Source organism: Streptomyces sp. NPDC049040, from assembly GCF_043197715.1.
Classification (GTDB): Bacteria; Actinomycetota; Actinomycetes; order Streptomycetales; family Streptomycetaceae; genus Actinacidiphila.
In genome coordinates, this window is record NZ_JBICTO010000001.1 from 599,604 (window position 1) to 619,191 (window position 19,588).

Below are 19,588 nucleotides of genomic sequence, written 5' to 3' on the forward strand. Positions count from 1 at the left end.
AGCGCCGATCGTTAACATGCCAGCACGCACATCCGATGGACGACCGGCGACAGACGATCAGCTACACCTAGGACGAGGACGGGCGAACGCGTGGGCGAGGCGGCACAGTCACCCGGGAAACCTCCGTCGTGGGCGAGGCGCCGGGCAGCGCGGGGCGTCGCGCTGGTGGTCGGTGCCACCCTGCTCACCGGGCTGCTCCAGGCCACCGAGGCGGCCCCCTCCCAGGCGGCGGCCGGCAGCGGCTCGCGTACCGCCTCGGTGACAGTGGACTCGCTCACACCGCGGATCCCGGTCAAGGGCGACTCGGTCACCCTGGCCGGCCGGCTGGACAACGACAGCAAGTCCGCCATCACCGACGCCCACATCGGCATCCGGATGCCCTGGGGCGGCGCGCTGAGCACCCGCAGCGCGATCAAGAACGCCTCCTCGCGCAACGGCTACAGCAACGCCCAGGACGGCGACGAGATCGACGGCCACACGGTGGCCGTGCAGGACATCCCGGCCGGCGGGCACGCCACCTACACCATCACCGTCCCGGTCAGCGCACTCGACCTGGACGACGCCGGCGTCTACCAGGTGGGTGTGGCACTCGACGGCCGGACGAAGACCGACCCCACCGAGCACGTGGTCGGCATCAAGCGGACCTTCCTGCCCTGGTACGGCGACGCGACCACCAGCAGCACCAAGCAGACCAGGATCAGCAATCTGTGGCCGCTCACCGACCGGGCGCACATCGCACCGCGCGGTGACACCGACTCCCAGCAGAGCCCGATCTTCCTCGACGACGACCTGACCACGGAGCTGGGCCCCGGCGGGCGGCTGCGGGAGATGATCGACCTCGCCAGAAACCTCCAGGTGACCTGGGTCATCGACCCCGACCTGCTGGCCAGCGTCGAGTTCATGACCAAGGGCTACCGGGTCGCGGGGCCGGGCGGTGATGTCACCAAGACCACGACGGGCACCGGTGGCGCCGTGGCCAGGCAGTGGCTGAACGACCTCAAGCTGGCCGTGGCCGGCGACCAGGTGATCGCACTGCCCTTCGGCGACACCGACATCGCCTCGCTCGCGCACCGCGGGCAGAAGGTGCCCGGAGCCGTCAGCCACCTCAAGACCGGCACGACTCTCGGACTGACCACCACCGAGGCCATCCTCCGCGGCGCACCGACCGCCGACGTCGCCTGGCCCGTCAACGGCGCCATCGACCCGTCCATCGTCTCCGTGGCACGCACAGGCGGCGCCAAGCGGATCATCGCCCGCAGCGACACCTTCACCGAGGGCAGTGACCTCAACTACACCCCGAACGCCGCCCGCCCCATCGGCGGCGGCATGACCGCGGTGGTCAGCGACGCGACGCTGTCCACCGCCTTCACCGGTGACCTGACCGACCCGCAGAAGGTCAACCTCGATGTACAGAGCTACATCGCGCAGACCCTGATGATCACCATGGAGGCGCCGGAGAGCCAGCGCAACATCGTGGTCGCCCCGCAGCGGATGCCCACCGTCGCGCAGGCCCGGGCGATGGCCGAGGCCATCCACGACACCAGCCCCGCGCCCTGGGTCTCCCCGGTCTTCTTCGACGACGCGACCAAGGCGCACCCCGACCCGGACGCCAACCGCAAGGTCCCGTCCAGCAAGGCCTACCCCAACAGCCTGCGCAAGCAGGAGCTGCCCACGGACGCCTTCGAGCAGATCCAGGGGATCCAGAGCCACCTGAACGACTTCGTGCTGATCCTCACCCGACCGGACCGGGTCACCGTGCCGTTCCGGGAAGCGATGCTGCGCGCGGTGTCCACCGGCTGGCGGGGCGACCCGTCAGGGGCCAAGTCCTACCGCGACGCGGGCGGCGACTATCTGACGGAACTCATCAAAGCGGTCTACATCGTCAGCAAGAGCGCACTGACCCTGTCCGGGCGCAGCGGCACCATTCCCGTCACGGTGAAGAACAATCTCAGCCAGCCGGTGAAGGGCCTGGTGCTGAGGCTCACCTCGGGCACCAACATCAGGTTGGAGATCCAGAACGCCGACCAGCCGGTCACCATCGAGGGCGGCCACACCCGTACCCTGAAGTTCCAGACCACCGCCAACGCCAACGGCACGGTCGGGGTCGCCGCCTCGCTGCACACCGACAACGGCAAGCTTTACGGGGAAGCTGTGCCCTTCGAGGTGCACATCAACAAGGTCACCGACCTGGTGATGCTGATCATCGGGGCCGGACTGCTGCTGCTGGTGCTCGCGGGGGTGCGGATCTACCGCCAGCGCAAGCGGCGGGGCGGCGACGACAGCGGCGAAGAGGACGGCGACGGCGGGGACGGCGACGACGAGGAGGACGGCAGGGACCCCGGGCACCCGGGTGACCCGGCCGCTGACACCGGGCAGGAAAGGCAGGAGCCGTCTCCGACAGGTGAGAAGGTGGACGGGTAGCCGGTTGACAATAAGGTGGGGCACTGATGAACGCGCCGTATGACGGTGATCGCGACTCTGCGGGCCAGATGCCTCCCTCGCCCGAGCAGCGTCCGGCGCCTGCCGACCCCTATCTGCAGAACACGTATGCCTACGATCCGTATCAGCAGCAGGATCAGGCGCAGTGGCAGCAGCAGCCCGGCTACGAGCAGCAGTCCTACCCGGACAACGCGGCGACGCAGTACATGGGCACGGGCGAACCCGCGGCCGATGCCGGGCACGGGCAGCAGGGCCAGGAGTACGACGCCTTCGAGTACCTCTTCCGCGATCAGCAGCCGCAGGGCGGCCAGCAGGCCGGCCACCCGCAGCAGGAGTACCCCCAGCAGCAGCCCGGCGACCACCAGCAGCCGTATCCCCAGCAGGGCGGGTACGCCCCGCAGCAGGGTTACCAGCAGCAGGGCGGTTACCCGCAGCAGGGCTATCCGCAGCAGGCCGGCGGCTACCAGGGCGGCTATCCGCAGCAGGGCTACCCGATGGCGTATCCGCACACGCCCTCGGCCAACGAGACGACCGGCTTCTCGATCCCGGTCTTCCAGGACCCGGGCTACGGCCAGGACATCTACCGCGGCGAGCCGTACGCCGACCCGCACTACGCCGACTCCCAGTACGTCGACCCGCGGTATGCCGACCCGCGCTACGGCTACCCGTACCAGCAGCCCTACCAGGAGCAGTACCAGCAGCCGTCCCAGGCGCCCTACCAGGAGCCGTACCCGGCCCAGGGCCACCAGCAGCCCGGCCAGCCGCCGCAGGGCTCCCAGCAGCCCGGTACGCCCGCAGCGGCCGCCGCCGGCACCACCGCGACCGTGCCGGTCGTCGGCGCCCCCGCGACGGCCGCCAAGTCCGGCGGGATCCTGAAGTCCAGCGCCCTGATGGCGGCCGGCACCCTGGTGTCACGCGTCACCGGCTTCGTCCGCACCCTGGTGATCGCCGCGGCGATCGGTGTGGCCACCCTCGGCGACTCCTACCAGGTCGCCAACGTCCTGCCGACGATGATCTACATCCTGACCATCGGCGGCGGCCTCAACTCCGTGTTCGTCCCGCAGCTGGTCCGTGCCATGAAGGACGACGACGACGGCGGCAGCGCCTACGCCAACCGGCTGCTGACCGTGGTGATGGTGGCGCTCGGCGGCATCGTCGCCGTCACCGTGCTCGCCGCGCCCCTGCTGGTCAAGCTGATGTCCGCGAAGATCGCCGACAACCCGGACACGTACAACGTGGCCATCGCCTTCGCCCGCTACTGCATGCCCACCATCTTCTTCATGGGCGTCCACGTGGTGATGGGCCAGGTGCTCAACGCACGCGGCAGGTTCGGCGCGATGATGTGGACGCCGGTCCTGAACAACATCGTGGTGATCTTCACCTTCGGGATGTTCATCTGGGTCTACGGCTCCTACGGCTCCACCCGGATGGACGCCACCACGATCACCCCCGAGGGCGTCCGGCTGCTCGGTATCGGCACCCTGCTCGGACTGGTCGTGCAGTCGCTGGCGATGCTTCCCTACCTGCGGGACGCGGGCTTCAAATTCCGGCCCCGCTTCGACTGGCGCGGACACGGCCTCGGCAAGGCGGCCAAGCTGGCCAAGTGGACCTTCCTCTTCGTCCTGGCCAACCAGGCCGGACTGATCGTGGTCACCCAGCTCGCCACCTGGGCGGGCGCCAACGCCGACAAGAGCGGCTACCAGGGCACCGGCATCACCGGCTACAACTACGCGCTGCTGCTCTGGCAGATGCCGCAGGCGATCATCACCGTCTCGGTCATGGCCGCGGTGCTGCCGCGGATCTCCCGGGCCGCCGCCGACGGAGACATCACCGCGGTCCGCGATGACATCTCCTACGGCCTGCGCACCTCGGCGGTCGCGATCGTGCCCGCCGCCTTCGCCTTCCTCGCCCTCGGTGTACCGATGTGCGGTCTGCTCTACGCCGGCACCAACGAGGGCTCGGCCCGCAACATCGGCTTCATCCTGATGGCCTTCGGCGCCGGCCTGATCCCCTACTCCGTGCAGTACGTGGTGCTGCGCGGCTTCTACGCCTTCGAGGACACCAGGACCCCGTTCTACAACACCGTGATCGTGGCGACCGTCAACGCGGCGGCCTCCGCCCTCTGCTTCGTCGCACTGCCGGCCCGCTGGGCCGTGGTCGGCATGGCCTTCTCCTACGGCCTGGCCTACGCGGTCGGCGTCGGGGTGGCCGTCAAGCGGCTGCGGGCCCGCCTCGGCGGCGATCTGGACGGCCGCCGGGTGGTCCGCACCTACGCCCGGCTGGTCGGCGCCTGCATCCCGGCGGCCGCGGTGGCCGGGATCGCGGCGTATGTCATCAGCGGAAAGCTCGGCGGCGGGGTGACCGGGTCGCTGGCCTCGCTGATCGTCGGCGCCATTCTGCTGGGCGGGATCTTCCTGCTCGCCGCGAAACGGATGCGGATCCAGGAGCTGAACGGCATGATCGGCATGGTCAGGGGCAGGCTCGGCCGCTGATCACGACTTCCGCGCACCGGCGCACCGCTTGGCGCAACCATCACGGTCTGCCGTGTGTCGTGCATAGAGCCGGACTGTGGGCACAATTGTCATCGGCTCGACGTGGGATCGCGCTATGGATGGGGAGGCAGGAACGACGGTGGCGGATCGGAGCACGGCGGCCGTCGGAGTGGCCGATGAGGGCGGCGAGGCACCGCCCGCAGCCCAGCAGGACGGCACCACACCCGACGGTACGACGACGGACGACCAGGACGGCGGCACCGCCGGCGACGGCACCCCACCCCAGGGCACAGCGGACGGGACCGAGAACACCGAAGACGACGCGGAGAAGACCGCGCAGGCACCCACCGACGCCACCGAGCCGTTGCCGGCAGCCACCGGAGCCGAAAAGCTCGAAGACGGACCGGCCGAAGACGACGCGGCTGAAGCAACCGAAGCGCCCGGGCCCGAGGTCGACGAGACCGAAGCCGTCGCGGCCGGACTCCAGCCGGAACCCGAGCGGCACGAACCCACGCAGCACGAACCCAAGCAGCACGAACCCGAGCGGCACGGGCCCGCACAGCCCCGGCCCAAGGCCAAGCCCACCGCACCCGAGCTGCACAGCGGCCACCGGCTGGCCCGGCGCTACCAGCTCGCCGAGTGTGTCACGCGGGTGGACGGCTTCAGCAGCTGGCGTGCGGTGGACGAGAAGCTGCGGCGGGCCGTCGGCATCCACCTGCTGCCCGCCGAGCACCCGCGTGCCCGGCAGGTGCTGGCCGCCGCCCGCTCCGCCGCACTGCTCGGCGACCCGCGCTTCGTCCAGGTCCTCGACGCCGTCGAGGAGGACGAGCTGGTCTATGTCATCCATGAGTGGCTGCCGGACGCCGGCTCGCTCGCCGACCTGCTGGCCGTGGGCCCGCTGGAGCCGCACGAGGCCTATCAGATGGCCAGCCAGGTCTCCCAGGGCATGGCCGCCGCCCACCGCGAGGGACTGGCCCATCTGCGGCTCGACCCGGGTGCCGTGCTGCGGACCAGCTCGGGGCAGTACCGCATCCGCGGGCTGGCTGTCGCGGCCGCGCTGCGCGGGCTGAGCTCCGACCGCCCGCAGCGGCAGGACACCGAGGCGATCGGCGCGCTCCTGTATGCCGCCCTCACCCAGCGCTGGCCCTACGAGGAGGACGCGCACGGCCTGGCAGGGCTGCCCAAGGGCGTCGGCCTGGTCGCGCCCGACCAGCTGCGGGCGGGCATCCACCGCGGTATGTCGGACGTGGCGATGCGCGCGCTGGTGAACGACGGGGCGACCGCCTCCCGCGAGGAGTCGCCCTGCACCACCCCGGAGGAGCTCGCCAAGGCCATCGCGGGCATTCCGCGGATCCGACCTCCCGAGCACCCCGCGCCCGTCTACCGGCAGGCGGCCTTCCAGCAGCCGCCGCAGCCACCGGCAGGCGCCACCCGCTACACCGTCGCGAGCCCGGTCCCCGCTCCCATCACCCCGCCTCCCGCCCTGCCGGGTCGTACCGGCAGCGCGCTGAAGTGGGCGGTGTCCGCACTGCTGATCGTGGCGATCGGGCTCGGCAGCTGGCAGCTCGCGGACACCCTCAAATCCCGTGAGACCCACACCCCGCGCAATCCGACCCCCACGGAGAAGGCAGAGCGGAATCCGGCCCCGCCGGTCGCCGCTCCGCTACGCATCGTCGGCGCCAAGGACTTCGACCCGCTCGGGGACGGCAGCGAGACCCCCTCGGAGATCTCGAAGGTCTACGACGGCGACCCGGCGACCTACTGGCAGACGAGCTGGTATTCCCGGGCCGACCTCGGCGGACTGAAGTCCGGCGTCGGCGTGGTCCTGGACCTGGGCAGCGCTCACCGTGTCACCTCGGTCACCGTCAACCTCCTCGGCGACGGCACCGATGTCTCGCTGATGGCCGCGCCGGGCAGCACGGGCCGGCCCACCCAGCTGGACGGCTTCAGCAAGGTCGCCTCGGGCTCCGGCAGCCGCCAGGTGACGCTCAAGCCGGCCAAGCAGGTCACCACTCGCTACCTTCTGGTCTGGCTGACCAAACTCCCGCATGACCCTGCCGGCTTCCGTGGCAAGATCTCGGAGATCAGCGTCACGGGCTGAACCGGATGAACGGAAAGGGACGGGGGAGTCGGGCCTTGGAGCGAACACCGCTCGGTGAAGCCGACGACACCGCCCTGCTGGCCCGCCATGTGGCGGGCGAGGTGGATGCCTTCGGCGAACTGGTCCGCAGGCATCGCGACCGGCTCTGGGCGGTCGCCCTGCGGACGCTCGGCGACCGCGAGGAGGCCGCTGACGCCGTCCAGGACGCACTGGTGTCGGCCTTCCGGTCCGCGCATACCTTCCGCGGCCAGTCGGCCGTCACCACGTGGCTCCACCGGATCACCGTGAACGCCTGCCTGGACCGGGTACGGCGCGCCGCTTCCCGGCGTACGGCGCCGGTCGCCGACGGGGAGAACTTCGACGCGCTCCTCGAACCACACGAGTCCGCCGAGGCGCCTGCCGAGCGCGGTGAACTGCACCGCGAACTCCTCACCGCTCTGGCAACCCTGCCCGTGGAGCAGCGCGTCGCCTTGGTGCTGGTCGACATGCAGGGCTATCCGGTCGCGGAAGCCGCCACGGTGCTCGGCGTGCCGGAGGGCACGGTGAAGAGCCGATGCGCGAGGGGACGAGCCCGGCTGCTGCCGCTGATCACCCATCTACGGGCGGGCAGCGGGGCAGACCGCGCCGACCCGGAGAGCAGAAGGAACCGGACGCAGGGGACATCCGTCCCACCGGCAGGAACAGAGCAGGGCGGAGGTGACCACCGATGACGTCGACCACGGGCCAGGACCCGTCTCCCCACGAGGACGCGCATCCCGACGTCATGGACATCTCCGATCTGGCCGAAGGCATCCTGCCCACGGAGCGGGCGACCGACGTCCAGGCCCATGTGGAGTCCTGCGCACAGTGCGGCGACGTGATCGCGTCATTGCGGGAAATCCGTGACCTGCTCGGCGACCTGCCCGAGCCGGAGCCGATGCCCGCGGACATCGCCGCCCGGATCGACACGGCGCTCGCTGCGGAGAGCCGACTCGACTCGACACTGCCGCATGTTCCACGTGAAACATCGCTCCCCGCGCAGAGCAGCAACACGACGGCGGATGTTCCACGTGGAACATCGGCTCCGGCGGGGCGGCCTTCCGCGTCCACCGGACCCGGCCGCGGCAGTCGGCGACGGCGCGCCCTGCTGATGGGTACGGCCTCGATCGCCGCCCTCCTCGCACTCGGCGGCATGGTCTACGAGCTGGCTTCCCACAGTGGGACGAGCAGCATGAACGCTGACAGCAGCGCCGAGCGGAAAGCGGGCGCCGAGGACCGGGGCAGCTCCAGCGCTGTGGAAGATCAGGTGGCCCGGCTGCTGGACGGCACGGGCGGCAAGAGCGCCGGCGGTGGGATCACCTCGCCGATGCTGAGCGGCAAGGGGGACGCCCGGGTCGCCGCACCCGACGGCTCTGTCGTCACCGTGCCCGCGTGTGTCCTCCAGGCCACCCAGCGGACCGAGAAGCCCTTGGCTGCGGATCGAGAGGCCTACCAGGGTCTGGACTCCTATCTCGTGGTGCTGCCGGATCCCGCCGACACGACCCGGGTGGATGCCTTCGTGGTGACCGCCTCCTGTACGGCCGACACCCCGGGCCAGGTGCTGTTCCACGACAGCTACCCCCGGAGCTGACCAGCACTCCCGAGGGCGCGTCCCAGCGGGCGTGAGGCGGTGCGGCACCGGGGGAATGCCAGCCCCGTAGGATCCGTTAGGCAGGACGAGAGTCCAGCCAGGGCCGGACCCCCACAGCAGTACGCAGAGACGAGGAAGACACCCGTGAGCGACGTCCGTAACGTGATCATCATCGGCTCGGGGCCCGCGGGCTACACCGCGGCGCTGTACACGGCACGCGCATCTCTCAGCCCGCTGGTCTTCGAGGGCTCGGTCACCGCGGGCGGTGCACTGATGAACACCACCGAGGTGGAGAACTTCCCCGGATTCCGGGACGGGATCATCGGCCCGGACCTGATGGACAACATGCGGGCTCAGGCCGAGCGGTTCGGCGCGGAGCTCGTTCCGGACGATGTGGTCGCGGTGGACCTCAGCGGGGACATCAAGACCGTCACCGACTCGGCGGGCACCGTCCACCGGGCCAAGGCAGTCATCGTGGCCACCGGCTCGCAGCACCGGAAGCTCAACCTGCCGAACGAGGACCAGCTCTCCGGTCGCGGCGTCTCCTGGTGTGCCACCTGTGACGGCTTCTTCTTCCGCGAGCACGACATCGCCGTGATCGGCGGTGGCGACACCGCGATGGAGGAGGCGACCTTCCTCTCCCGGTTCGCCAAGTCCGTGAAGATCGTGCACCGCCGGGACAGCCTCAGGGCGTCCAAGGCGATGCAGGACCGCGCGTTCGCCGACCCGAAGATCTCCTTCGTCTGGGACAGCGAGGTCGCCGAGATCCACGGCGAAGGCAAGCTCTCCGGGCTGACCCTGCGGAACACCCGGACCGGCGAGACCTCGGAGCTGCCCGTCAGCGGGCTGTTCATCGCCATCGGCCACGACCCGAGGACCGAACTCTTCAAGGGTGTTCTCGACCTCGACGCGGAGGGATACCTCACCGTCCAGGCCCCGAGCACTCGCACCAGCATCCCCGGCGTCTTCGCCGCCGGAGACGTCGTGGACCACACCTACCGTCAGGCGATCACCGCGGCCGGCACCGGCTGTTCGGCCGCTCTGGACGCCGAGCGCTACCTGGCGTCTCTCAGCGACGCCGAGAAGGCCGTCTGACGTCCCCCATCCCCCACCCGACCGATTCGAACCTGAGGAGACTGCCGTGGCCGGCAAGCCCATTCATGTGACCGACGCGACCTTCGCCGAGGAGGTCCTGGCCAGCGACAAGCCCGTGCTGGTCGACTTCTGGGCCGAATGGTGCGGCCCGTGCCGTCAGATTGCCCCGTCGCTGGAGGCCATCGCGGCGGAGCACGCCGACGACATCACCATCGTCAAGCTCAACATCGACGAGAACCCTGTCACCGCCGCGAAGTACGGCGTGATGTCCATCCCGACTCTCAACGTCTACAAGGGCGGCGAGGTCGTGAAGACCATCGTGGGTGCCAAGCCGAAGGCCGCGCTCGTCCGCGACCTCTCCGACTTCATCGGCTGAGTTCGCGCACTGTTCCACGTGGAACATCGAAGGGCCCGCTCTCCAACGGGGAGCGGGCCCTTTCGTGTCGGAAGCAGAAGCGTCCAAGCCTGAAGCCGGAGCGCGAAGTCAGAGCGGGCGCAGGATGGGTTCTTTCTGCACGGCGCCCAGGAGCCGGTCGATCGCCATCTCGACGTCTTCCTTCCAGGAGATCGTCGAGCGCAGCTCCAACCGCAGTCGGGGATAACGCGGGTGCGGGCGGACCGTCTTGAAGCCGACGGCCAAGAGATGGTCGGCCGGCAGCACACACGACGGCGACGACCACTTCGCGTCGCCGAACGCCTCGATCGCCTTGAAATTCCGGCGGACCAGATCCTTCGCCACCGTCTGCACCAGCACCCGCCCGATGCCCTGGCCCTGGTAGCCGGGCAGCACGCGGGCCGTCATCAGCTGGACGGCGTCAGCGGACACCGGACTGGTCGGGAAGGCCAACGATCGCGGCACGTAGGCAGCTGGGGCGTAGAGCACGAATCCCGCCGGGACCTCGTCGACATAGACCACCCGGCCGCAGGAGCCCCACTCCAGCAGCACCGCGGAGATCCAGGCCTCCTTCTCCAGCTCGGGCTTGCCGGCCTGCACAGCGGCTTCGCCACTCACCGGGTCGAGCTCCCAGAAGACGCAGCGCCGGCATGGCTTGGGAAGGTCGGGAAGATTGTCGAGGGTGAGCGGTACAAGCCGACGGCCCATGTGCCAAGGACCCCATTCCTGTCGCTGACCGAACTACGGTGGCACCCCGGTGCTCAGTGCCGGGGTGCCACGGTGTCACTCGTCGTCGTCCTCGGCCTCGTCGTCCAGCCGATCCTCCAGGACCTTGCCTTCGCCCGGTGCCATCGCACCGAGGATGCGCTCCAGATCCTCTATCGAAGCGAACTCCACCACGATCTTGCCCCGCTTCTGGCCCAGGTCGACCTTCACCCGGGTGTCGAAGCGGTCGGAGAGCCGGGTGGCCAGATGGGTCAGCGCCGGGGACACCCGGCGGCCGGCCCGCGGACCCGCGGACTTCCTGGTGGTCTGAGGCTCGCTGTTCATCAGCTTCACGATCTCTTCGACCGTGCGAACCGACAGCTCCTCTGCGACGATCCGCAGCGCCAGCTTGTCCTGGTCCTCGGAGTCGTCCAGCGAGAGCAGAGCCCGGGCGTGCCCGAAGGAGATGACTCCCGCTGCCACCCGGCGCTGCACCGGAGCCGACAGCTTGAGCAGCCGGAGGGTGTTGGAGACCTGCGAGCGGGAGCGCCCGATCCGGTCCGCCAGTTGCTCGTGCGTGCAGGAGAAGTCCCGCAGCAACTGGTCGTAGGCCGCGGCCTCCTCGAGAGGGTTGAGCTGTGCCCGGTGCAGGTTCTCCAGGAGGGCGTCCAGCAGCAGCTTCTCGTCGTCGGTGGCTCGGACGATCGCCGGGATCCGCTCCAGGCCCGCTTCGCGGCAGGCCCGCCAGCGGCGCTCGCCCATGATCAGCTCGAAGCGGTCCGCACTGATCTGCCGTACCACCACCGGCTGGAGGAGTCCGACCTCTTTGATCGAGGTGATCAGCTCGTTGAGCGCGTCCTCGTCGAACACCTCACGCGGCTGCCGCGGGTTCGGGGTGATCGCGTCGAGCTCCAGCTCGGCAAAGTAGGCACCCTCGACCGGTACCCGCGACGACGAGAGATCGGGCTCTGTTTCACGTGAAACAGGGATGTCCACCGCAGGCGGCTCCGGCGACCGGCGGTCCACCAGGCCGGCCACCTTGGCCGCCGCGATCCCGCGGTCCGGTACCAGGACCGGCGCGGTCCCCGACGTTGGGCTGGTTGCCTGCGGCGCGGCCGGGATCAGCGCGCCGAGACCACGGCCGAGCCCTCTGCGTCGATCACTCACTGGATCCCCTCCGACATGCTGTGCGGGTGTTGCTCGTTGTGCTGTTCGCCCTGCGGCTGCGGGTCGTACTCGACCGCCATCTCACCCGGCAGGCCGCGCAGGGCCATCTCCCGGGCGGCTTCCAGATACGACAGCGCGCCACTGGAACCCGGGTCATAGGTCAGCACGGTCTGGCCGTAGCTGGGTGCTTCGGAGATGCGTACCGACCGCGGGATGCTGGTCCGCAGCACCTCCTTGCCGAAGTGGGTGCGCACCTCTTCCGCCACCTGGGAGGCGAGCCTGGTCCTGCCGTCGTACATGGTCAGCAGGATCGTGGACACATGCAGCTTGGGGTTGAGGTGGGCGCGGACCAGGTCCACGTTCTTCAACAGCTGCCCCAGGCCCTCCAGCGCGTAGTACTCGCACTGGATCGGGATGACCACCTCGGCGCCGGCCACCAGGGCGTTGACGGTGAGTAGGCCGAGCGAGGGCGGGCAGTCGATCAGGACATAGTCCAGCGGCTGCTCGTACGACTCGATGGCCCGCTGGAGCCGGCTCTCCCGAGCCACCAGGGAGACCAGTTCGATCTCGGCACCAGCCAGGTCGATCGTGGCGGGCGCACAGAACAAGCCCTCCACATCGACCACCGGCAGCACGACATCCGACAGTGGCTTGCTCTCCACCAGCACGTCGTAGATCGACGGGACTTCGGAGTGATGGTCGATCCCCAGCGCCGTGGAGGCGTTGCCCTGCGGGTCCAGGTCGATCACCAGCACCCGGGCACCGTGCAGGGCCAGGGAGGCCGCCAGGTTCACCGTGGTCGTGGTCTTGCCGACCCCGCCCTTCTGGTTGGCGACCACCATCACCCGGGTCTGCGCAGGTCTGGGCAGACCCTCGCCGGTACGGTTCAGCGCCTCGACGGCCATCTGGGCAGCGCGGCCGATCGGGGTGTCATCCATAGGAGGCAATGTTTCACGTGAAACATCGCTCCCGAACCCCGGGGGCACGGAAAGTGAGCCCCCGGCTGATTCAGCTGAGCGGGGACCGGGGACCGGGTCGGCCATCGGCCCCGCGATGTTGGCGTCGGACCGCAAGGACTCACTCTCCTCGACTTCAGGCTCGCTATGAGGAGAGCCTGCCATGCCCGAGGGGTGCTGAACCAGCGAGCCCCGGTCGGCTGTGGATAAATCGCGGTTATCCACAGCCGAATTGGTCTTGGTCGGTTTGTTGGCGCGCGCCTCGGCAGCGGCACGGCCGCGACTGAGGACTCCTGGAAGCAGTGAGCGACGTTTCACGTGGAACACGATGCGCCGCAGCGCGCCCGTATCGCGGCAGACACTCCGGATTGTGCCGTTTTGCACGCTTTCCGGATCAGAAATCAGCGGCGTCGACGCCCCGCGCTGCTCCCGCCACGAGGTGCCCGACTGGCCCGGGCCGCCTTCGCCCGCCGGGTGGCCGCACGCACTCCACCCGGGCTTTCCCCCACCAGAACCCTGACCACCGTGGACAGGGGGTCCACCACCCCCTCGCCGACCTGGATCACCGAGGCGTTCACCGCCCCCAGCCGGCCGAGCGCCGCCCGAGCGGATCGCAGCTCCTCCTCGGCGGTGTCGCCCTTGAGTACGGCCATCTCTCCGTGCGGCCGCAGCAGCGGCAGTCCCCAGCCGGCGAGCCGCTCCAGCGGCGCCACGGCGCGAGCGGTCACCACGTCAACCGGCGGCAGCTTGCCCACCATCTCCTCGGCCCGGCCGCGCACGACCGTCACATTGGCCAGCCCCAGCAGCCGTACGACCTCCTCCAGGAAGTTCGTACGGCGCAGCAGCGGCTCGAGGAGGGTGATCTCCAGATCGGGCCGGGCCAGGGCCAGCGGGATGCCGGGCAGACCGGCTCCCGAGCCGACATCGCAGACCGACACGTCCTCGTCGATCACCTCGGAGAGCACCGCGCAGTTCAGCAGATGCCGCTCCCACAGCCGGGGCACCTCGCGCGGACCGATCAGACCGCGCTGCACCCCGGCATCCGCCAGCAGCTCGGCATAGCGCAGCGCATCGGCGAACCGGTCGCCGAACACCGCCCCAGCCTGCTCGGGCGGCGCGGGAAGCTCCGCTGCTGCCTCCGTCACGGGACTGTCCTTTCCTCGGTTCTCGCCCGGGCGTCGCCGCCCGCGCGTCCATCCGTGTTCTCGTCCGTGCTCATGCTCGTGTGCGGTCGTATCAAGGCTGACAAGCTTCGGCCCCGCCTGCGAGCAGACGGGGCCGAACGATCAGGGCGAGCAGCCGGTCAGACCGGCAGGACGACCACCCTGCGCTGGGGCTCCTCGCCCTCGGATTCGCTGCGCAGCCCCGCGGCGGCGACCGCGTCGTGCACGACCTTGCGCTCGAAGGGCGTCATCGGGTCCAGCTTGACCGGCTGACCGGTCTCCCTGGCCTCGGCAGCCGCCTCCGTACCCAGCTGCGTCAGCTCGGTGCGCTTGCGCGCCCGGAAGCCGGCGATGTCCAGCATCAGCCTGCTGCGCTCACCGGTCTCCCGGTGCACCGCGAGCCGGGTCAGCTCCTGGAGCGCCTCCAGCACCTCGCCGTCCCGCCCGACGAGCTTGGTGAGCTCCCGGGTGGAGGTGTCACCGATGATCGACACCGAGGCACGCTCGCCCTCGACATCCATGTCGATGTCACCGTCGAGGTCGGCGATGTCCAGCAGCCCCTCCAGGTAGTCCGCCGCGATCTCACCCTCCTGCTCCAGCCGGGTCAGAGTCGCGGACGAGCCGCCCTCGGGTGCCGTGGTGGTGTTGACGTCGCTCACGCCTGGACTCTCCTCTTACTTCTTCTTCGACGACAGGTTGGTCGGCTTGGCCTTGGTCCCGCCGGACTGCTTGCCCGCCGTTCCGCCGCCCTGCTTCTGACCGCCCGCCCTCGGAGCACCGGCCCGCGGCGCGCCGCCACTGCCCTTGCCGCCGCCGGACCGGGAGGCACCGCTCTTGGGAGCACCGCCCGACTTCGGGGTGCCGGACCTGGCGCCGGATGCTGCGGGCTTCGCGTCCTGCACACCGGTGTCCGCGTCGCCGTCCGATCCGCCGGCCTGCGATTCCGCGGAGCCGCCGGCCCGCGGCGCCCCGGGGCCGCCTGCGGCGCCTCCGGTGTGGCGCTTGGCCTTCGGCTGCCGCTTGGGCTGGGTGCGGTTGGCACGGGCGATCTCGACCGCTTCCTTGGCGGCGACCTCCTCGGGCGCCTCGACCAGCTTGCCCTTGGCCCGCAGCCGCTCCTGGCGCTGCTGGAAGGCCAGGCTGCCGGGGGTGGGATTGCGGCGGATGACGAACATCTGCTGGCCCATGGTCCACACGTTGGTGGTCAGCCAGTAGATGAGGACACCGACGGGGAAGTTGATGCCCATCACGGCGAAGATGACCGGGAAGACGTACATCAGCATCTTCTGCTGCTGCATGAACGGGGTCTTCACCGTCATGTCGACGTTCTTGGTCATCAGCTGGCGCTGCGTGTAGAACTGCGACGCCGACATCATGAGGATCATGATGATGGTGACGAGCCGCACATCGGTGAGGGTCGCGCCGAGCAGCTCGACCTTGTTCGAGCTGTCCAGGAACTTCGCCGCCAGCGGGGCTCCGAAGATGTGCGCATGACCCGCGCTCGTGACCAGGTCGGAGTGGATGACACCGACCTTGTTGCCCTTCGCGATGTTGCTGAGCACGTGGTAGAGCGCGAAGAAGAACGGAGACTGCGCCAGAATCGGCAGGCACGAGGAGAGCGGGTTGGTGCCCGTCTCCTTGTACAGCTTCATCATCTCTTCGGACTGCTTCTGGCGGTCGTTCTTGTAGCGCTCCTGGATCGCCTTCATCTTCGGCTGGAGCGCCTGCATGTTCCGCGTGGACTTGATCTGCTTGACGAAGAGCGGGATCAGGCAGATCCGGATCAGGACCACCAGCGAGACGATGGACAGACCCCACGCCAAGCCGCTGTCAGGGTCGAAGATCAGGCTGTAGAACGAGTGGAACTGGACGATGATCCACGACACTGCGTCGTAAAGGGGGTTCAGGATCCCCACGGTCAGGCTCCTTGGGCGTGAGAGGGTCCGGTGGGCTCGGGCGTGACGGGCCCGTCGGAGCCGCCCCGCAGTACGCGGCGCAGCAGTTCGTGCCATGGCGGCCGCTTACGCGGCGGGACATGGTCCACTCCGCCGGGCGACCAGGGGTTGCACCGGAGGATGCGCCACGCGGTAAGGGCGGTGCCCTTGATCGCGCCATGCCGGTCGATGGCGGTGTACCCGTAGTGGGAGCACGACGGGTAATACCGGCAGACCGGGCCGAGCAATGGACTGATCGTCCACTGATACAGCTTGATCAGTGCCAGCAGCGGGTATTTCATTGAGCCACCCTCCCCTCGGCGTCGCCATGGGTGTCACGGCCCAGCAGCCGCGACAGTGCGGCGTCCAGGTCGAGGGCCAGCTGTGCTTCGTCCGCGTTTCCCGCGTCGGGAAGCGCGCGTACCACTACCAGGCTACCGGGGGGCAGCAAACGCAGGCGCGCCCGAACCAAATGACGCAATCTGCGCTTCACCAGATTCCGCTGCACAGCTCCGCCGACTGCCTTGCTCACGACGAAACCCGCACGTGCCGGGGGAGTGCTCCCCCCCGGCGCGTGCGGGTCGGTGGCGTCTCGGCGCAGGTGGACAACCAGCAGCGGGCGGCCCGCCCGGCGTCCACGGCGAACCGCCGTCGCGAAGTCCTGGCGCCGCCTCAGCCGATTCTCGGTGGGCAGCACGGCATCAGACCTGGCAATCAGGCGGAAAGGCGCGCGCGGCCCTTGCCGCGGCGGGTCGCGAGAATCGCACGACCTGCGCGGGTCCGCATCCGCAGACGGAAGCCGTGGGTCTTGGCGCGACGGCGGTTGTTCGGCTGGAAGGTGCGCTTGCTCACTCGGGGGCTCCAGAAGAGATCGTGTCCGGCGGGGCGTCGCCTGGCTGTCACCGTGCGCCCACGAAAAGCTCGCGGACCAATCGGGTGCACCGCTTGACGATCACCCGGTGTGCGTTAACGCTCCGGAGGATCCTCGCCCATCGGTAGGCAGGCGGCAGCAGCCATCGACAACTCGACCTCGATACGGTACGTGCGGCTAGCCCATCCGGTCAAACCCGGCGGCGCACCCCCGCCATTTGTACACAGCCTGTGGACAACGACTTGAACCGCGCACGCCGCGCTGATTACCGTGGCTGAACTCCGTACTCTTCCCGCCCCTGCCGAGGTCCACACGCCTGCGGGAGTTCGCTGCACCACTACGCAACCATGCAACCCGAGAGAGCGTGCCCTGTGGCTGATGTATCTGCCGATCTTGCCGCAGTATGGCCGCAAGTGCTCCAGAAGCTCCTGGTGGACAGCGAAGACCTGAAGCCGACCCATGCGGAATGGCTCCGCCGCATCCAGCCGCTGGCGCTGGTCGCCGGCACCGCGGTGCTGTCTGCGCCGAACGAGTACGCCAAGAAGATCCTCGAGGGCCAGCAGCTCAAGCAGCTGATCACGGACGTGCTCAGCCATGAGTTCGGTCACACGGTGGGCATCGCCATCGCCGTGGCGTCCGGCGGCGAGCAGGACCAGCCCGCGCCGCCCGTGCTGCCGGAGCAGCCGCAGTCGGGGTCCGACCCGTACGACGAGGCCCCGCGGATGCGCAGGGGCTACCAGGACCGCCAGGACGGCGGTACGGACGACTGGCCGCCGCGTACACCGGACGAGGAGTGGCAGCAGCCGGGGCTCGGCAACTGGGGGGCGCCGGCGGGCGGCGGCTTCCAGGACCGCAGGACCGACACCTACCCCGAGCCCCGGGACGGCCGCGACAGCCGCGATCCACGCGACGGACGCGACCCGCGGGACCGGCTCGACGGACGCGACCACCGCGACCTGCGGGATCCGCGCGGCCCGCGGGACGACCGCGACCACCGCGACCACCATGACCCGCGCGACGACAGGGACCGGGACCGCGACAGGGACCGCGACAGGGACCGCTACCGCCCCGACCGCCTGGACGGCGGCTACCCGGCGGTGCCCCACCAGGCGCACCCGGCCGACCGCCCCTACGGCCCAGGCCCGGGAGGCGGCTATCCCGCGCAGGGAGTCCAGCCGCCCGCCGGCCGGCCCGAGCGGTCCTCCGCGATCCCGCCGTCCGGGGGCGGCGCGGGCGGGCCCGGCGGCGGTACGGGCGGCAGCGGAGGTGCCGTCGAGCCCACCGCCCGCCTCAACCCGAAGTACCTCTTCGACACCTTCGTGATCGGCGCCTCCAACCGCTTCGCGCACGCCGCCGCGGTCGCGGTGGCCGAGGCGCCCGCCAAGGCGTACAACCCGCTGTTCATCTACGGCGAGTCCGGCCTCGGCAAGACGCACCTGCTGCACGCGATCGGGCACTACGCGCGCAGCCTCTACCCCGGCACCCGGGTCAGGTACGTGAGCTCGGAGGAGTTCACGAACGAGTTCATCAACTCGATCAGGGACGGCAAGGCGGACGCGTTCCGCAAGCGGTATCGCGACATGGACATCCTGCTGGTCGACGACATCCAGTTCCTGGCGAGCAAGGAGTCGACGCAGGAGGAGTTCTTCCACACCTTCAACACGCTGCACAACGCGAACAAGCAGATCGTGCTGTCCTCCGACCGGCCGCCCAAGCAGCTGGTCACCCTGGAGGACCGGCTGCGCAACCGCTTCGAGTGGGGTCTGATCACCGACGTCCAGCCGCCCGAGCTGGAGACACGGATCGCGATCCTGCGCAAGAAGGCGGTGCAGGAGCAGCTGAACGCGCCGCCCGAGGTGCTGGAGTTCATCGCGTCCCGGATCTCCCGCAACATCCGGGAGCTGGAGGGGGCGCTGATCCGGGTCACCGCCTTCGCGAGCCTCAACCGGCAGCCGGTGGACCTCCAGCTCACGGAGATCGTCCTCAAGGACCTGATCCCGGGCGGCGAAGACTCGGTGCCGGAGATCAGCGGCACCGCGATCATGGCGGAGACCGCGGCCTACTTCGGGCTCGCGGTGGACGACCTGTCCGGCTCCTCGCGCAGCCGGGTCCTGGTCACCGCGCGCCAGATCGCCATGTATCTGTGCCGGGAGCTGACCGACCTGTCGCTGCCGAAGATCGGCGCCCTCTTCGGCGGCCGGGACCACACCACGGTGATGCACGCCGACCGGAAGATCCGCTCGCTGATGGCGGAACGGCGGTCCATCTACAACCAGGTGACCGAGCTCACCAACCGCATCAAGAGCTGACGCGCGCCGCGTCCTGTTCGATTACCCGTCGCCGCGGTCCTGTTGTCCACAGGATCGCGGCGTTTTGTCTGTCCACACCCTGGGGACACCGGAGTTGTCCCGATACTCTCCACAGGCGGGTCCGCGATACCGGCGTCCTGGCAGCTCAGCGGGGTGTGGATATGTGGGTAACCGTGATCCACAGACTGTGGACGGATCGGATGTCCACAGCACCCCGTGATCGGTTGTCCACCGCCCGCCCACAGGTGGAGGCCTGTTGTGCACAGCCTGGGGCCACTTCTCCACATCTCTGTCCACTGTTCGGCAACCGAATGCCCCCTGTCACACGGGAGAGTGAAAGCCGTCACACCAAG

At 69.5% G+C, this 19,588-nt stretch carries 17 protein-coding genes; 8 read left to right on the forward strand and 9 right to left on the reverse strand.

Annotated elements, in window-relative coordinates:
* The first annotated feature begins 90 nt into the window (after nt 1-90).
* From ACGFMP_RS02755 to trxA, 7 genes are all read left to right on the forward strand, one after another.
* On the forward strand, nt 91-2,421 hold the full coding sequence (locus ACGFMP_RS02755; protein ID WP_393669818.1) for a DUF6049 family protein: 2,331 nt from the start codon (nt 91-93) through the stop codon (nt 2,419-2,421).
* A 26-nt stretch (nt 2,422-2,447) separates the two neighbouring features.
* On the forward strand, nt 2,448-4,931 hold the full coding sequence (gene murJ, locus ACGFMP_RS02760; protein WP_393669819.1) for a murein biosynthesis integral membrane protein MurJ: 2,484 nt from the start codon (nt 2,448-2,450) through the stop codon (nt 4,929-4,931).
* Between the two features lie 139 nt (nt 4,932-5,070).
* Nucleotides 5,071-7,032, forward strand: a complete 1,962-nt coding sequence (locus ACGFMP_RS02765) for a serine/threonine protein kinase (RefSeq protein ID WP_393669820.1) — start codon at nt 5,071-5,073, stop codon at nt 7,030-7,032.
* Nucleotides 7,033-7,037: 5 nt separating this feature from the next.
* Nucleotides 7,038-7,742, forward strand: a complete 705-nt coding sequence (gene sigM / locus ACGFMP_RS02770; RefSeq protein ID WP_393669821.1) for an RNA polymerase sigma factor SigM — start codon at nt 7,038-7,040, stop codon at nt 7,740-7,742.
* The gene (locus ACGFMP_RS02775; protein WP_393669822.1) at nt 7,739-8,641 is read left to right on the forward strand and encodes an anti-sigma factor family protein; all 903 of its coding nucleotides are present in this window, start codon (nt 7,739-7,741) and stop codon (nt 8,639-8,641) included. The genes sigM and ACGFMP_RS02775 overlap by 4 nt, the downstream gene beginning before the upstream one ends.
* A gap of 144 nt (nt 8,642-8,785) precedes the next feature.
* Nucleotides 8,786-9,736, forward strand: a complete 951-nt coding sequence (trxB, locus tag ACGFMP_RS02780; RefSeq protein ID WP_393669823.1) for a thioredoxin-disulfide reductase — start codon at nt 8,786-8,788, stop codon at nt 9,734-9,736.
* Between the two features lie 46 nt (nt 9,737-9,782).
* Entirely contained in the window at nt 9,783-10,112 is a 330-nt protein-coding gene (gene trxA, locus ACGFMP_RS02785) for a thioredoxin (RefSeq protein ID WP_393669824.1), read from the forward strand.
* A 108-nt stretch (nt 10,113-10,220) separates the two neighbouring features.
* Here the strand turns inward: trxA and ACGFMP_RS02790 are convergent, their stop codons facing one another.
* From ACGFMP_RS02790 to rpmH, 9 genes are all read right to left on the reverse strand, one after another.
* Entirely contained in the window at nt 10,221-10,838 is a 618-nt protein-coding gene (locus ACGFMP_RS02790) for a GNAT family N-acetyltransferase (protein WP_393669825.1), read from the reverse strand.
* Between the two features lie 75 nt (nt 10,839-10,913).
* Nucleotides 10,914-12,002: a ParB/RepB/Spo0J family partition protein gene (locus tag ACGFMP_RS02795; protein ID WP_393669826.1), complete on the reverse strand. Its 1,089-nt coding sequence runs from the start codon at nt 12,000-12,002 to the stop codon at nt 10,914-10,916.
* A complete protein-coding gene (locus ACGFMP_RS02800; protein ID WP_393670309.1) occupies nt 11,999-13,123 on the reverse strand; it encodes an AAA family ATPase in 1,125 nt (374 codons plus the stop codon). The genes ACGFMP_RS02795 and ACGFMP_RS02800 overlap by 4 nt, the downstream gene beginning before the upstream one ends.
* 236 nt (nt 13,124-13,359) lie before the next feature.
* Entirely contained in the window at nt 13,360-14,103 is a 744-nt protein-coding gene (gene rsmG / locus ACGFMP_RS02805) for a 16S rRNA (guanine(527)-N(7))-methyltransferase RsmG (RefSeq protein ID WP_393669827.1), read from the reverse strand.
* Nucleotides 14,104-14,261: 158 nt separating this feature from the next.
* Nucleotides 14,262-14,780, reverse strand: coding sequence for a protein jag (locus tag ACGFMP_RS02810; RefSeq protein ID WP_393669828.1), 519 nt, complete (start codon nt 14,778-14,780; stop codon nt 14,262-14,264).
* Nucleotides 14,781-14,795: 15 nt separating this feature from the next.
* Entirely contained in the window at nt 14,796-16,037 is a 1,242-nt protein-coding gene (gene yidC / locus ACGFMP_RS02815; RefSeq protein ID WP_393669829.1) for a membrane protein insertase YidC, read from the reverse strand.
* A gap of 2 nt (nt 16,038-16,039) precedes the next feature.
* On the reverse strand, nt 16,040-16,357 hold the full coding sequence (gene yidD, locus ACGFMP_RS02820) for a membrane protein insertion efficiency factor YidD (protein WP_393669830.1): 318 nt from the start codon (nt 16,355-16,357) through the stop codon (nt 16,040-16,042).
* On the reverse strand, nt 16,354-16,752 hold the full coding sequence (rnpA, locus tag ACGFMP_RS02825) for a ribonuclease P protein component (protein WP_393669832.1): 399 nt from the start codon (nt 16,750-16,752) through the stop codon (nt 16,354-16,356). Before rnpA ends, yidD begins: the two co-directional genes overlap by 4 nt.
* 17 nt (nt 16,753-16,769) lie before the next feature.
* Nucleotides 16,770-16,907, reverse strand: a complete 138-nt coding sequence (gene rpmH, locus ACGFMP_RS02830) for a 50S ribosomal protein L34 (RefSeq protein WP_030354375.1) — start codon at nt 16,905-16,907, stop codon at nt 16,770-16,772.
* Between the two features lie 390 nt (nt 16,908-17,297).
* Here rpmH and dnaA point away from each other — a divergent pair, with 390 nt between their 5' ends.
* Nucleotides 17,298-19,235, forward strand: coding sequence for a chromosomal replication initiator protein DnaA (gene dnaA / locus ACGFMP_RS02835; RefSeq protein WP_393669833.1), 1,938 nt, complete (start codon nt 17,298-17,300; stop codon nt 19,233-19,235).
* Nucleotides 19,236-19,588: the final 353 nt, after the last annotated feature.